The sequence below is a fragment of the Enterobacter sp. 296B2 genome, assembly GCF_034106185.1.
Classification (GTDB): Bacteria; Pseudomonadota; Gammaproteobacteria; order Enterobacterales; family Enterobacteriaceae; genus Enterobacter; species Enterobacter cloacae_N.
Genome location: NZ_JAWNCA010000011.1, coordinates 108,860 through 121,662, shown reverse-complemented (window position 1 = coordinate 121,662; position 12,803 = coordinate 108,860). Strand labels below are relative to the sequence as shown.

Here is a 12,803-nt window from a genome sequence, read left to right as displayed (position 1 = left end):
TTTCCGTAAAAAAAAAGGGCGCCGCAGCGCCCTTCAGGTTAATCGGTGAAAGGAATGATGATCTCTCCCGGCTTCACCTCTATCCCTTTTGCGTATTTCTTCGCGAGGGCTTCACCCTTGCTTTTGTCTTCGCTTAAGACGTACGCCGGCTGCTGATTAAAGTAGTTACGCAGCGACTGGTTCAGATAGGGCATCAGGGTTTGCAGAACCGGTGCCATCTTGTCCGGCGAAACCTGCGCATCGACCACTTCCATCTCCTGCAGGAAAATCGCCCCTTTCTCTTTATTGAAAACGGGGAGCGCCTTCAGCTTGAGCTTGATGTTGGCTTTCTGATTGCCAAATAGAGACGTCATATCAAGCGCGGCATCGCCTGCCAGCGTGACTTTATTCGGCTCTTCACGACCAATCTGGCTGGTGAGATTGGTGAGAACGATGTGGGCATCGGCCAGCCCCGGCACGCCAATGTCTTTAGAGAAATTGTTATGTTTTTCCAGCGCCTGATTAATTTCCTGCTCACTGACGGTATATTGCGTAAGCTGGTTACAGCCCACCAGCAGACCGCTGATGATAAGTGCGGCGGCAATGACAATTTTCTTCATAGTGTTCCTCAACGAAAAATCGGCGCTACTGTCCTGTTTCGTCAGTATGTCAGTGTGAAATGGCAGAAACCAGCAGAAAATACTGAGAAGTGTGGCGGGAGCATTCTCCCGCCGGAGGGAAGGGCTACGCGCCGGGTTCGAGCATGCCGCTCGCGCTGCGCTTCTGGCTGAACTGCCACCACAGGGCGAGAAGCGTCATGACGCCCACCACGCCGAGCATCATCCAGGGGAGCTCCGGCTGGTTCAGCGCTTTGCCGGCATCGAACAGCCAGCCGCCGCCGGCGTAACCCAGCGCACCGCCAAAGGCCAGTCCCAGGCGGCTGAAGCCCATATAGCTGCCGCGCGCACGCGCATCCGCAAGCGAGGCGCTCAGCGTTTCCCGGGCGGGCTCGGCGATGATAGAGCCGATGTAGAAGGTGCAGATCAGCATAAAAAGCTGCTGGAGCGTGTTTACCAGACCGATAGGCATCATGCTCAGCGTCATCAGAAACAGACCGGCCATCAGGCGATGCTCCAGGCGAAAACGCCGTTCACTCCAGCGGGCGATGGGGTAAAGCAGCGTCAGCGACAGGCAGGCTTCGATGGCGTACATCCATTTCACGGCGGCAGGCGTGCCCGCAATATCGTTCACCATGATTGGCAGCATCAGCATCACCTGTACGGCCAGCATGTAATAGCCGGTCAGGGTCAACACGTAGGTGACAAAACGCCTGTCGCGAAGCACCCTTCCGAGCCCCTCGCGTACCGGCGCTTTTACCGTAGACAGCTTCCAGGCCGGGAGATAGAGACCGTTAAACAGTGCGCACAGAATAAACAGCACCGCCCCGGCCGCGCAGACCAGACGGAAATCGTACTGCAGCAGCCAGCTGCCCAGCAGGGCGCCAACAACCGCCCCGGCGCTGTCCTGCATCATCAGAATGGAGAAGAAGCGGCCGCGGTGCTGCGGACGAATAAGCTTTACCACCAGCGCGGTGCGCGGCGGGTCAAACAGGGTGCCCCCGATTCCGGAGAGGAAGCAGGAGAACCACAGCAGCCAGGGCTCGTGGGCAACCGCCATCGTGGCAAAGCCTGCCGCGCGGAGCAGCATACCGGTAACGATCATCGGTTTAGCGCCAAAGCGGTCAGCAATCGCGCCGCCAAAGACGCCAAGACCCTGCTGGACAAACTGGCGTAGCCCCAGCGCAATGCCGACCATCAGCGCCGCCCAGCCCATTTGATCGACAAAGCGGATCGAGATGAGGGGGAACACGACAAAAAAGCCGAGCACGACCAGCATGTTATCGACGAGCAGGAAATATTTACCCAGGCTCCTGGCCTGTGATACGCGGGACATTTTCCCTCCAGGGAAAATAAGAAGGTGAGCACGCTAACATTCTGCGGTGTCGCCGCGCTTTTTCCCACCCCTGAGCGCGACAATATTTTTTTATCAAAACGGTGCTTTGATAGAGAGTTCTCATCGAAAAATGTGAAAAGAGGTCAAAATGGTATGTCACTGTTTTCACAGACGGCACAGGCGCAGGTATAGTAAAGCTAATGGGTAAGCTGAAGCGACGGGAAGGAGTGGTATTGATGTTTGGCTATCGCAGTAATGTGCCAAAAGTGCGTCTGACAACGGACAGGCTGGTCGTTCGTCTTGTGCATGAGCGTGATGCCTGGCGTCTGGCGGATTATTACGCCGAGAATCGCCAGTTTTTAAAACCCTGGGAACCCGTTCGGGATGAGAGCCATTGTTACCCCTCCGGCTGGCAGGCGCGCCTCAGCATGATCGCTGAATTTCATAAGCAGGGCAGCGCGTTTTATTTCGCGCTGCTCGATCCGGAAGAGAAAGAGATTATCGGAATTGCCAATTTTTCAAACGTGGTGCGGGGTTCGTTCCACGCTTGCTACCTTGGCTACTCTATCGGCCAGAAATGGCAGGGGCAGGGGATGATGTACGAGGCGTTAACGGTGGCCATTCGCTATATGCAGCGCACGCAGCATATCCATCGCATTATGGCGAACTACATGCCGCATAATCAGCGCAGCGGCAATTTGCTGGCGCGTTTAGGGTTCGAGAAAGAGGGTTATGCCAAAGATTATCTGCTGATAGACGGAGAGTGGCGCGACCACGTTCTGACGGCGTTAACCACCCGAGACTGGACCGCAGGTCGTTAAGGAGAAAAGATGAAGTATCAGCTAAACGGTACGGAAGCGCGCGTGATTGGGTGCTTACTCGAAAAACAGGTCACCACGCCGGAGCAGTATCCGCTCTCAGTTAACGCCGTGACCATGGCCTGCAACCAGAAGACCAACCGCGAGCCGGTGATGAACCTCAGCGAGCATGACGTTCAGGACGTGCTGGACGCGCTGGTAAAGCGCCACTATTTGCGCACCGTCAGCGGCTTTGGCAACCGCGTGACCAAATACGAGCAGCGCTTCTGTAACTCTGAATTTGGCGACCTGAAGCTGAGCAGTGCGGAAGTGGCGATTATCACCACGCTGCTGCTGCGCGGGGCGCAGACGCCGGGGGAACTGCGAACGCGCGCTTCCCGCATGCATGAGTTCAGCGACATGCAGGAGGTCGAGCAGACGCTGGAAGGGCTGGCCGCGCGTGAGGATGGCCCCTTTGTGGTGCGTATGGCGCGCGAGCCGGGCAAACGTGAAAGCCGCTATATGCACCTTTTCAGCGGTGACGTTGACGCCGCAAGCGTGGCGACGGAATCGGGCCCCGCAATCAGCGACGACCTTTCAGCACGCGTAGAGGCGCTGGAAGAAGAGGTAGCCGGGCTGAAGCAGCGGCTGGACGCGTTGCTCGCACATCTGGGAGACTGACGGTGAAAAAATTACGTATTGGCGTGGTGGGGCTGGGCGGTATTGCGCAAAAAGCCTGGCTGCCTGTTTTAGGTGCGGCGACAGACTGGACCCTGCAAGGGGCCTGGTCACCCACGCGCGAGAAGGCAGAGCGTATCTGCGAAACCTGGCGCATCCCGTATGCCGCCTCCCTGCAGGATCTGGCCCGCGAGTGCGATGCGGTATTCGTGCATACCTCAACGGCAACCCACTATCAGGTGGTGAGCGAGCTGCTCAATGCGGGTGTTCACGTCTGCGTGGATAAACCGCTGGCGGAAAACGTTCAGGACGCGGAGCGGCTGATTGAGCTGGCGGCACGTAAAAACCTGACGCTGATGGTCGGTTTCAACCGCCGCTTCGCGCCGCTTTATCAGCAACTGAAGGCGCGGTCAGGCACGCTCGCCTCGCTGCGGATGGATAAGCACCGTACCGACAGCGTGGGCCCGAACGATCTGCGCTTTACCCTTCTTGATGACTACCTTCACGTGGTGGATACCGCGCTGTGGCTGACCAACGGCGAAGCGCTGCTGAAAAGCGGCACTCTGGTCACTAACGAACAGGGGCAGATGGTGTATGCGGAACACCATTTTGCCGTTGAGCACCTTCAGGTCACCACCAGCATGCACCGCCGCGCAGGCAGCCAGCGGGAATCCGTTCAGGCGGTGACAGACGGCGCGCTGTACGACGTTACCGACATGCGGGAGTGGCGGGAAGAGAAGGGCAGCGGCGTGGTGACGCTCCCGGCGCCAGGCTGGCAAAGCACCCTCGAGCAGCGCGGTTTCGCGGGATGTGCCCGCCACTTTATCACCTGTGTGCAAAATCAGACGGTTCCTGAAACGTCCGGCGAGCAGGCCATTCTGGCGCAGCGCATTGTGGAAAGACTCTGGCGCGATGCCATGAGCGAATAACTCGCTGTAACATCTGCGGATAGTAATTCGTTGAAATCCGGTTAGACTAAGCGCCGCCTGTTGGCTTTGCCGGGTGGCGCTTACGCTTACCCGTCCTGGAAATCCGTATGGTTCTGGAAATTCACGTTAATGAACTTATTAAAATCGCTGGCGGCCGTCAGCTCGATGACCATGTTCTCTCGCGTACTCGGTTTTGCGCGCGATGCCATTGTGGCAAGGGTCTTTGGTGCAGGGATGGCAACGGACGCCTTTTTCGTTGCGTTCAAGCTGCCGAACCTGCTGCGTCGCATTTTTGCTGAAGGGGCGTTCTCCCAGGCGTTCGTTCCCATTCTGGCGGAATATAAAAGCAAGCAGGGTGAAGATGCGACGCGCGTATTTGTCTCTTATGTCTCCGGGTTGCTGACCCTGGCGCTGGCCGTGGTGACCGTCGTCGGTATGCTGGCCGCGCCCTGGGTGATTATGGTGACCGCACCCGGTTTTGCCGACACGGCAGATAAATTTGCCCTGACCTCGCAGCTGCTGCGCATTACCTTCCCCTATATTCTGCTGATCTCGCTGGCCTCGCTGGTGGGGGCGATCCTGAACACCTGGAACCGCTTCTCCGTTCCGGCGTTTGCGCCGACGTTTCTCAACGTCAGCATGATCGGTTTTGCGCTGTTCGCCGCGCCGCACTTCAACCCGCCGGTGCTGGCGCTGGCCTGGGCGGTCACCGTGGGCGGCGTGCTGCAGCTGGCGTATCAGCTGCCGCATCTGAAGAAAATCGGCATGCTGGTGCTGCCGCGCATCAATCTTAAAGATGCCGGGGCGATGCGCGTGATTAAGCAGATGGGGCCCGCCATTCTTGGCGTCTCCGTCAGCCAGATCTCGCTTATCATCAACACCATCTTTGCCTCTTTCCTGGTGTCGGGTTCCGTCTCGTGGATGTACTACGCTGACCGTCTGATGGAGTTCCCGTCCGGCGTGCTGGGTGTGGCGCTGGGGACCATCCTGCTGCCGTCGCTGTCGAAAAGCTTTGCAAGTGGCAACCATGATGAGTACTGCCGCCTGATGGACTGGGGCCTGCGTCTCTGCTTCCTGCTGGCCCTTCCCAGCGCGGTGGCGCTGGGGATCCTCGCTAAGCCGCTGACGGTGTCGCTGTTCCAGTACGGGAAATTCACCGCGTTTGACGCCGCGATGACCCAGCGCGCGCTGATAGCCTACTCGGTGGGATTGATGGGGCTGATTGTCGTCAAAGTGCTGGCGCCGGGGTTCTATTCGCGTCAGGACATTAAAACGCCGGTGAAAATTGCCATCGTGACGCTGATTATGACCCAGCTGATGAACCTGGCATTTATCGGCCCGCTGAAGCATGCCGGACTGTCGCTGTCTATTGGTCTGGCGGCCTGCCTGAATGCCGGGCTGCTTTACTGGCAGCTGCGCAAGCAGGATATCTTTACGCCGCAGCCAGGCTGGGCAAGTTTTCTCGTGCGTTTGGTTGTGGCGGTGCTGGTGATGTCTGCGGCACTCATCGGGATGATGTACGTCATGCCGGAGTGGTCCCTGGGCACGATGCCCTATCGTCTGATGCGGCTGATGGCCGTGGTGGGCGTCGGGGTGGTAGCGTATTTCGCCACGCTCGCCGTGCTGGGCTTCAAAGTGAAAGAGTTTACCCGCCGTACGGCATAAACGCCAAAAGGGGAGTTCACCTTAGGGTGCTCCCCACTGCATGATTTGTCGCTGATGCGTCAAATCGAAATCTTTTTTACACCCGCAATACGCGCAGTCGCCGTCTGACCATCCGCGCCGTACAGTCCGGTTTCTTTATGCGGCTTCAGCACCTCAAGCGCCTGCTGATTGCGCTCAATCTGCCCTTCAAGCAGCCAGCCGTTATGCTGATTGAGATCGCGCAGATGCTGGGTTTTTTCGGTAATGGTCTGCCAGCGCTCAACAATATCGTCATTGGCGCTGCGCTTCGGATCCTGCTCGGCGCGGCGCTGCTGCTCCAGATAATCCAGCGTCGCCAGCAGCGAACTCTTATCTTCAGTAATACGCTGCAGCGCGCTGCCGTTGATGTGGCCGGAAGAGAGATGCTGCTGTTCAGCGTCCATTACCGTTTTCAGGTCGTTCAGGACAACCGTCATTTGATCCAGTATTTCTGACAGTCGACTCATACGGTTAATTACTCTGTAAGAAACTCTGTGCTTCCTGAATCAGGGCGTCAGCGATTTTGCTGGTGTCCATTTTCAGCTCACCGTTGCGAATAGCCGTTTTCAGCGCTTCAACACGTTCCATATTGATATCGTTGCTGCCTGGCTGCATCAGTTTTGCCTGGGCATCGCTCAGGGTCACGCTGGTGCTGTTAGACGTTGACGGTTTTTCCAGACGCGTTTTCTGAGGGGTAGCGTCGTTCGTTTCGCGAGGCTGTACAGCGCTTACCGGCTTCAGGGCTGATGTACGATCAATGCTCATAGTGTTGTCCTCATCGAGGGTTCGCGGCGTTTGCGCCTGACATCATCATTAGTTGAATATTTATCGGCACGCGCCGCGGAATCTTTAAAAAGATTATAGGTTAATCAGAATATTCCCATCAGAATCGACGGTTCCGCTAACCACCTGGCCCGAGGACATTCTGACACGGGCGTTTTGCGCCACCGCAGCATTGTTTAACGCTTTCCCTTCACTGTTGATGCTAAAGCCATCTCCGTTGGCGACCACCATCACCTGCTGTCCTGCTTTAACACGCCACGCCTGGCGAAGCATGGAGAGCTGAATCGGCTGGCCCGGGGCCACGTCGCGCAGGCTGACGGCGTCCTGTGCCTGATTCATTTCCAGCATTGTCCGTGGCGGAAGCTGGTCCAGACGCCCGCGCTTCAGCGTCACGCTGTTTGCCTGGAGTGTGCTGCCACGCGCAATGGGGACGGCGGCGACAACATAATTGCCCGTCGCCTGAACTGCAACCTGTAAATAGCGTTTTTCGTTGGCGCAGCGTGCCAGCACGTTCACATTGCCCCATAGCTTCGTGGTCCCCGTCACGCTGAATGACGGTTGCTCGCAGGTCGGATACAGATTCGGCGGCGTACGGATGGTCACGTTAACTTCGTCGCTAAAGCCCGCCAGCTTCTGGGCAAAAAAATTCGTCAGCGCATTCTGTAAATCCCCGGCCTGCACCAGAGGGCTAAACAGCAAGACGGTTGCCATCAGGCCACGTTTTAACGTTTGCATCGCAAGTTCCACCGTTTCCAGAGTTGGGTGAATTCTACCTGCAGTGGTTTTGCATCAACGGAATAAATAGCGACGCATTTTGCGCTTATTCCGTCGATAGGGGAGACCGGGTGAGATTTAAGCTGTGAACTGAAATTTTGCCATCAGCGGAGGAGACATGCTCGATAAACTCGACGCCGCGTTACGTTTTCAGCAGGAAGCGCTCAATTTACGCGCCCAGCGGCAGGAGATTTTAGCCGCCAACATCGCTAACGCCGATACGCCCGGGTATCAGGCGCGCGATATTGATTTTTCCAGTGAACTCAAAAAGGTGATGGAGCGTGGACGTGCCGAAGGAACGGGTGTTGCACTCGCCATGACATCCTCTCGCCATATTCCTGCTCAGGCGATGACCGCGCCAGCGACCGATTTACTTTATCGCATCCCCGACCAGCCTTCACTCGACGGTAACACCGTGGATATGGACCGGGAGCGTACGCAGTTTGCCGATAACAGCCTGAAATACCAGACGGGCCTGACCGTACTCGGCGGACAAATCAAAGGCATGATGAACGTCCTGCAGGGGGGCAACTGATAAATGGCCTTGCTGAATATTTTTGATATCGCCGGCTCGGCGTTAACCGCTCAGTCAAAACGGCTGAACGTGGCAGCCAGTAACCTGGCGAACGCCGACAGCGTGACCGGACCTGACGGTCAGCCTTATCGTGCTAAACAGGTTGTGTTTCAGGTCGACGCTGCGCCAGGTGCGGCAACGGGCGGCGTGAAGGTGTCTGACGTGGTAGAGAGCCAGGCACCGGACAAGCTGGTGTACGAGCCCGGTAACCCGCTTGCGGACGCTAACGGATACGTGAAGATGCCTAACGTGGACGTGGTGGGCGAGATGGTGAACTCCATGTCGGCGTCCCGTAGCTACCAGGCGAACGTCGAAGTGCTTAATACCGTGAAGAGCATGATGCTCAAAACACTGACTCTCGGCCAGTAAAGGAGACATGCATGTCCATCGCCGTAAATGTGAATGATCCTACGAACACAGGTGTTAACAACACCAAAAGTTCGACAAGCTCCAGCTCCCTGACGGGAAGCAATGCCTCCGATTTGCAGAGCAGCTTCCTGACGCTGCTGGTAGCGCAGCTTAAGAACCAGGATCCGACTAACCCAATGCAGAACAACGAACTGACCACGCAGCTTGCGCAGATCAGCACCGTGAGCGGCATTGAGAAACTGAACACCACCCTGGGTTCCGTCTCCGGTCAGATTAATAGCGCCCAGTCCCTGCAGGCTGCAAGCCTGATCGGTCACGGCGTGATGATCCCGGGTACCACTATTCTTGCGGGTACCAGCACCACCGAGGGTACATCGACCACCACCACTACGCCGTTCGGCGTGGAATTGCAGCAGGCGGCTGACAAAGTGACCGCGACGATCACCGACTCAACCGGCGCCGTGGTTCGCACCATCGACATTGGCGAGCTGAAGGCGGGCGTTCACACCTTTACCTGGGACGGCAGCCTGACCGACGGCACGAAAGCACCAAATGGCTCCTACAAAGTCGCGATTAGCGCCAGCAACGGGACAACCCAGCTGGTGGCGCAGCCGCTGCAGTTCGCGCTGGTTCAGGGCGTGATTAAAGGGGGCGACGGCAACAAACTGGATTTGGGTACCTCCGGTACCACCACACTCGACGAAGTTCGGCAGATTATCTAAGCCTTAACACTTATCAGGAGTAAGTCATGGCCTTTTCTCAAGCGGTCAGCGGCCTGAATGCTGCGGCCACCAACCTGGACGTCATTGGCAACAACATCGCCAACTCCGCGACCTATGGTTTTAAATCCGGTTCTGCTTCCTTTGCAGACATGTTTGCCGGTTCCAAAGTGGGTCTGGGCGTAAAAGTTGCGGGCATCACTCAGGACTTTACCGACGGTACTACCACCAACACCGGTCGCGGCCTGGACGTTGCCATCAGCCAGAACGGTTTCTTCCGTATGGTCGATGCAAACGGCTCGGTGTTCTACAGCCGTAACGGCCAGTTCAAGCTGGACGAAAACCGTAACCTGGTGAACATGCAGGGGATGCAATTAACGGGTTATCCGGTTGCCGGAACGCCATCAACGGTTCAGACCGGTGCGAATCCACAGGCGATTAATATCCCGACCACGCTGATGGCCGCGAAATCCACCACCACGGCTTCCCAGCAGATTAACCTCAACTCCACCGATGCCGCACCGACCGCCGCCTTCGATCCGGCTAACCCGGATACCTACAACAAAAAAGGTACGGTAACCGTCTTTGATAGCCAGGGTAATGCGCACAACATGAACCTGTTTTACGTCAAAGATGCGACCCCGGCTAACTCCTGGAAAGTGTATGCCCAGGACGGCAGCGTAGCAGGCAGCACGGCGGCAGTGGCCACGACGTTGACCTTCGATAATAACGGTACGTTGATTGGTGGTGGAAACATCAACATCACTACCGCGACTATCCCAGGTGCGGACCCGGCGACCTTCGCCATGAGTTTTGCAAACTCCATGCAGCAGAACACCGGTGCGAACAATATCGTGGCGACCAACCAGAACGGCTTCAAGCCGGGCGACCTGGTGAGCTATCAGATCAACGATGACGGCACCGTCGTCGGGAACTACTCCAACGAGCAGACTCAGGTGCTGGGCCAGATCGTGCTGGCGAACTTTGCCAACAACGAAGGCCTGAAATCTGAAGGCGATAACGTCTGGTCGGCTACCCAGTCCTCCGGCGTGGCGCTGCTGGGTACGGCGGGAACCGGTAACTTCGGCACGTTGACCAACGGCGCGCTGGAAGCCTCTAACGTGGACCTGAGTAAAGAACTGGTGAACATGATCGTCGCGCAGCGTAACTATCAATCGAACGCGCAGACCATCAAGACCCAGGATCAGATCCTCAACACGCTGGTTAACCTGCGTTAAGCGGCTAACAGGAAAGCGCAATGGATCACGCAATATATACCGCGATGGGCGCGGCAAGTCAGACGCTCAGCCAGCAGGCCGTTACTGCCAGCAACCTGGCAAACGCCTCGACGCCGGGCTTTCGCGCGCAGCTGAATGCGCTGCGCGCGGTGCCGGTGGAAGGGCTCTCCCTGCCGACCCGTACGCTGGTGGCGGCATCGACCCCGGGCGCAGACATGACGCCAGGGCAGATGGATTACACCTCACGCCCGCTGGACGTTGCCCTGCAGCAGGACGGCTGGCTGGCGGTGCAAACGGCGGACGGCGGTGAAGGCTATACCCGTAACGGGAATATCCAGGTCAGCGCGACCGGCCAGCTGACGATTCAGGGGCATCCGGTGATGGGTGAAGCGGGCCCGCTGACCGTGCCGGAAGGCTCTGAGCTGACCATTGCCGCGGACGGCACCATCTCGGCGCTGAACCCGGGCGACCCGGCCAATACCGTTGCCCCTGTTGGTCGTCTGAAGCTGGTCAAAGCGGAAGGCAAAGAGGTGCAGCGCGGCGACGACGGCATGTTCCGTCTGACCCAGGCGGCCCAGGCTACTCGTGGCGCCACGTTACAGGCCGATCCGAGCATCCGCGTGATGTCCGGCGTTCTGGAAGGCAGCAACGTCAAGCCGGTCGAAGCGATGACCGACATGATCGCCAGCGCCCGTCGTTTTGAAATGCAGATGAAAATTATCAGCAGCGTGGATGAAAACGCGGGCAAGGCTAACCAACTTCTGTCTATGAGTTAACAGGACTCTTTATGATCAGCTCCTTATGGATCGCGAAAACTGGCCTGGACGCGCAGCAAACCAACATGGATGTGATTGCCAACAACCTGGCAAACGTCAGCACCAATGGTTTCAAGCGTCAGCGCGCCGTTTTCGAAGATTTGCTTTATCAAACCATCCGCCAGCCGGGCGCGCAGTCTTCTGAACAGACGACGCTGCCGTCAGGTCTGCAGATCGGTACCGGCGTTCGCCCGGTGGCGACCGAGCGTCTGCACAGCCAGGGCAACCTGTCTCAGACCAACAACAGCAAAGACGTGGCAATCAAAGGTCAGGGTTTCTTCCAGGTGCAGCTGCCTGACGGAACCTCTGCCTATACCCGTGACGGTTCCTTCCAGGTCGATCAGAACGGTCAGCTGGTGACGGCGGGCGGTTTCCAGGTTCAACCTGCGATCACCATTCCGGCGAACGCCCTGAGCATTACCATCGGCCGTGACGGCATCGTGAGCGTGACCCAGCAGGGGCAGGCCGCGCCGGTCCAGGTCGGACAGCTCAACCTGACCACCTTCATGAACGATACCGGCCTGGAAAGCATTGGTGAGAACCTCTACACCGAAACGCAATCCTCCGGTACGCCAAATGAAAGTACGCCGGGCCTGAACGGTGCCGGTCTGCTGTATCAGGGGTATGTAGAAACCTCCAACGTGAACGTGGCGGAAGAGCTGGTAAATATGATCCAGGTCCAGCGCGCGTATGAAATTAACAGTAAAGCAGTCTCGACGACCGATCAGATGCTGCAGAAACTGACGCAACTCTAAGGCGTAGCCCGGTGCGGTAAACCCCGCACCGGCTCCCTGTTTTCGAAGATGAAGGCAATGCAAAAAAACGCGGCGTTTCGTTATCCGATACTGACTGTTCTGGCTGTCACTCTCAGCGGGTGCGCTTTGATCCCGTCTAAACCATTGGTCCAGGGTGCGACGACTGCCCAACCCGTTCCTGGCCCTGCGCCAGTGGTAAACGGCTCCATTTTCCAGACCGCGCAGCCGATTAACTACGGCTATCAGCCGCTGTTTGAAGATCGCCGCCCGCGCAATGTTGGCGATACATTGACCATTGTGCTGCAGGAAAACGTCAGCGCGAGCAAGAGCTCGTCGGCGAACGCCAGCCGCGATGGCAAAACCAATTTTGGCTTCGACACCGTTCCACGCTATCTGCAGGGCCTGTTCGGCAATGCCCGTGCGGATGTTGAGGCTTCCGGCGGCAACACCTTTAACGGTAAAGGTGGCGCAAACGCCAGCAATACCTTCAGCGGTACGCTGACGGTTACGGTTGACCAGGTGCTGGTTAACGGCAATTTACACGTCGTGGGTGAAAAACAGATCGCCATTAACCAGGGCACTGAATTCATTCGCTTCTCGGGCGTGGTGAATCCACGCACCATCAGCGGCACCAACACCGTTCCGTCCACCCAGGTGGCGGATGCGCGCATTGAGTACGTCGGTAACGGCTACATTAATGAAGCGCAGAATATGGGTTGGCTGCAGCGCTTCTTCCTTAATTTATCGCCGATGTAAG

At 57.4% G+C, this 12,803-nt stretch carries 16 protein-coding genes; 11 read left to right on the top strand and 5 right to left on the bottom strand.

Annotated elements, in window-relative coordinates:
* Positions 1–38: 38 nt before the first annotated feature.
* On the bottom strand, positions 39–599 hold the full coding sequence (locus URZ40_RS10885) for a lipoprotein (RefSeq protein ID WP_320720520.1): 561 nt from the start codon (positions 597–599) through the stop codon (positions 39–41).
* Positions 600–723: 124 nt separating this feature from the next.
* Positions 724–1,932 (bottom strand): multidrug efflux MFS transporter MdtH, encoded by a 1,209-nt coding sequence (mdtH, locus tag URZ40_RS10880; RefSeq protein ID WP_166710757.1) that lies wholly within the window; start codon positions 1,930–1,932, stop codon positions 724–726.
* A 236-nt stretch (positions 1,933–2,168) separates the two neighbouring features.
* Here mdtH and rimJ point away from each other — a divergent pair, with 236 nt between their 5' ends.
* The 4 genes from rimJ to murJ all read left to right on the top strand — a co-directional run bounded on the left by rimJ (position 2,169) and on the right by murJ (position 6,001).
* Complete coding sequence (gene rimJ, locus URZ40_RS10875) at positions 2,169–2,753, top strand: ribosomal protein S5-alanine N-acetyltransferase (RefSeq protein ID WP_163328734.1); 585 nt, start codon at positions 2,169–2,171, stop codon at positions 2,751–2,753.
* A gap of 9 nt (positions 2,754–2,762) precedes the next feature.
* The gene (locus tag URZ40_RS10870; RefSeq protein WP_163328736.1) at positions 2,763–3,410 is read left to right on the top strand and encodes a YceH family protein; all 648 of its coding nucleotides are present in this window, start codon (positions 2,763–2,765) and stop codon (positions 3,408–3,410) included.
* A 2-nt stretch (positions 3,411–3,412) separates the two neighbouring features.
* Positions 3,413–4,336, top strand: coding sequence for a Gfo/Idh/MocA family protein (locus tag URZ40_RS10865; protein ID WP_163328738.1), 924 nt, complete (start codon positions 3,413–3,415; stop codon positions 4,334–4,336).
* A gap of 129 nt (positions 4,337–4,465) precedes the next feature.
* The gene (gene murJ, locus URZ40_RS10860; protein ID WP_116340686.1) at positions 4,466–6,001 is read left to right on the top strand and encodes a murein biosynthesis integral membrane protein MurJ; all 1,536 of its coding nucleotides are present in this window, start codon (positions 4,466–4,468) and stop codon (positions 5,999–6,001) included.
* A gap of 59 nt (positions 6,002–6,060) precedes the next feature.
* On the opposite strand, the gene flgN is transcribed toward murJ, so the two are convergent.
* The 3 genes from flgN to flgA all read right to left on the bottom strand — a co-directional run bounded on the left by flgN (position 6,061) and on the right by flgA (position 7,537).
* A complete protein-coding gene (gene flgN, locus URZ40_RS10855; protein ID WP_025755834.1) occupies positions 6,061–6,486 on the bottom strand; it encodes a flagella biosynthesis chaperone FlgN in 426 nt (141 codons plus the stop codon).
* A 4-nt stretch (positions 6,487–6,490) separates the two neighbouring features.
* Positions 6,491–6,784, bottom strand: a complete 294-nt coding sequence (gene flgM / locus URZ40_RS10850) for a flagellar biosynthesis anti-sigma factor FlgM (RefSeq protein ID WP_014883360.1) — start codon at positions 6,782–6,784, stop codon at positions 6,491–6,493.
* Between the two features lie 93 nt (positions 6,785–6,877).
* On the bottom strand, positions 6,878–7,537 hold the full coding sequence (flgA, locus tag URZ40_RS10845; RefSeq protein ID WP_116340684.1) for a flagellar basal body P-ring formation chaperone FlgA: 660 nt from the start codon (positions 7,535–7,537) through the stop codon (positions 6,878–6,880).
* Between the two features lie 157 nt (positions 7,538–7,694).
* On the opposite strand from flgA, the gene flgB reads away from it, so the two are divergent.
* Genes flgB through flgH form a run of 7 tightly spaced genes read left to right on the top strand, consistent with a single transcriptional unit; the run spans position 7,695 to position 12,802 of the window.
* Entirely contained in the window at positions 7,695–8,111 is a 417-nt protein-coding gene (flgB, locus tag URZ40_RS10840; RefSeq protein WP_008500815.1) for a flagellar basal body rod protein FlgB, read from the top strand.
* A gap of 3 nt (positions 8,112–8,114) precedes the next feature.
* Positions 8,115–8,519, top strand: coding sequence for a flagellar basal body rod protein FlgC (flgC, locus tag URZ40_RS10835; protein ID WP_013097138.1), 405 nt, complete (start codon positions 8,115–8,117; stop codon positions 8,517–8,519).
* 11 nt (positions 8,520–8,530) lie between these two features.
* On the top strand, positions 8,531–9,241 hold the full coding sequence (flgD, locus tag URZ40_RS10830; RefSeq protein WP_045406631.1) for a flagellar hook assembly protein FlgD: 711 nt from the start codon (positions 8,531–8,533) through the stop codon (positions 9,239–9,241).
* Positions 9,242–9,267: 26 nt separating this feature from the next.
* Entirely contained in the window at positions 9,268–10,476 is a 1,209-nt protein-coding gene (gene flgE / locus URZ40_RS10825) for a flagellar hook protein FlgE (protein ID WP_061098580.1), read from the top strand.
* A gap of 20 nt (positions 10,477–10,496) precedes the next feature.
* The gene (locus URZ40_RS10820) at positions 10,497–11,252 is read left to right on the top strand and encodes a flagellar basal body rod protein FlgF (RefSeq protein ID WP_116340682.1); all 756 of its coding nucleotides are present in this window, start codon (positions 10,497–10,499) and stop codon (positions 11,250–11,252) included.
* Positions 11,253–11,263: 11 nt separating this feature from the next.
* On the top strand, positions 11,264–12,046 hold the full coding sequence (flgG, locus tag URZ40_RS10815) for a flagellar basal-body rod protein FlgG (protein WP_000625853.1): 783 nt from the start codon (positions 11,264–11,266) through the stop codon (positions 12,044–12,046).
* A gap of 57 nt (positions 12,047–12,103) precedes the next feature.
* Positions 12,104–12,802 (top strand): flagellar basal body L-ring protein FlgH, encoded by a 699-nt coding sequence (flgH, locus tag URZ40_RS10810; protein ID WP_023311139.1) that lies wholly within the window; start codon positions 12,104–12,106, stop codon positions 12,800–12,802.
* Position 12,803 lies beyond the last annotated feature (1 nt).

Bases quoted from the DNA above. Each gene is read 5' to 3' on its own strand.
- URZ40_RS10885 (WP_320720520.1), bottom strand. From the start codon at position 599: ATGAAGAAAATTGTCATTGCCGCCGCACTTATCATCAGCGGTCTGCTG.
- mdtH (WP_166710757.1), bottom strand. From the start codon at position 1,932: ATGTCCCGCGTATCACAGGCCAGGAGCCTGGGTAAATATTTCCTGCTC.
- rimJ (WP_163328734.1), top strand. From the start codon at position 2,169: ATGTTTGGCTATCGCAGTAATGTGCCAAAAGTGCGTCTGACAACGGAC.
- URZ40_RS10870 (WP_163328736.1), top strand. From the start codon at position 2,763: ATGAAGTATCAGCTAAACGGTACGGAAGCGCGCGTGATTGGGTGCTTA.
- murJ (WP_116340686.1), top strand. From the start codon at position 4,466: ATGAACTTATTAAAATCGCTGGCGGCCGTCAGCTCGATGACCATGTTC.
- flgN (WP_025755834.1), bottom strand. From the start codon at position 6,486: ATGAGTCGACTGTCAGAAATACTGGATCAAATGACGGTTGTCCTGAAC.
- flgM (WP_014883360.1), bottom strand. From the start codon at position 6,784: ATGAGCATTGATCGTACATCAGCCCTGAAGCCGGTAAGCGCTGTACAG.
- flgA (WP_116340684.1), bottom strand. From the start codon at position 7,537: ATGCAAACGTTAAAACGTGGCCTGATGGCAACCGTCTTGCTGTTTAGC.
- flgB (WP_008500815.1), top strand. From the start codon at position 7,695: ATGCTCGATAAACTCGACGCCGCGTTACGTTTTCAGCAGGAAGCGCTC.
- flgC (WP_013097138.1), top strand. From the start codon at position 8,115: ATGGCCTTGCTGAATATTTTTGATATCGCCGGCTCGGCGTTAACCGCT.
- flgD (WP_045406631.1), top strand. From the start codon at position 8,531: ATGTCCATCGCCGTAAATGTGAATGATCCTACGAACACAGGTGTTAAC.
- flgE (WP_061098580.1), top strand. From the start codon at position 9,268: ATGGCCTTTTCTCAAGCGGTCAGCGGCCTGAATGCTGCGGCCACCAAC.
- URZ40_RS10820 (WP_116340682.1), top strand. From the start codon at position 10,497: ATGGATCACGCAATATATACCGCGATGGGCGCGGCAAGTCAGACGCTC.
- flgG (WP_000625853.1), top strand. From the start codon at position 11,264: ATGATCAGCTCCTTATGGATCGCGAAAACTGGCCTGGACGCGCAGCAA.
- flgH (WP_023311139.1), top strand. From the start codon at position 12,104: ATGCAAAAAAACGCGGCGTTTCGTTATCCGATACTGACTGTTCTGGCT.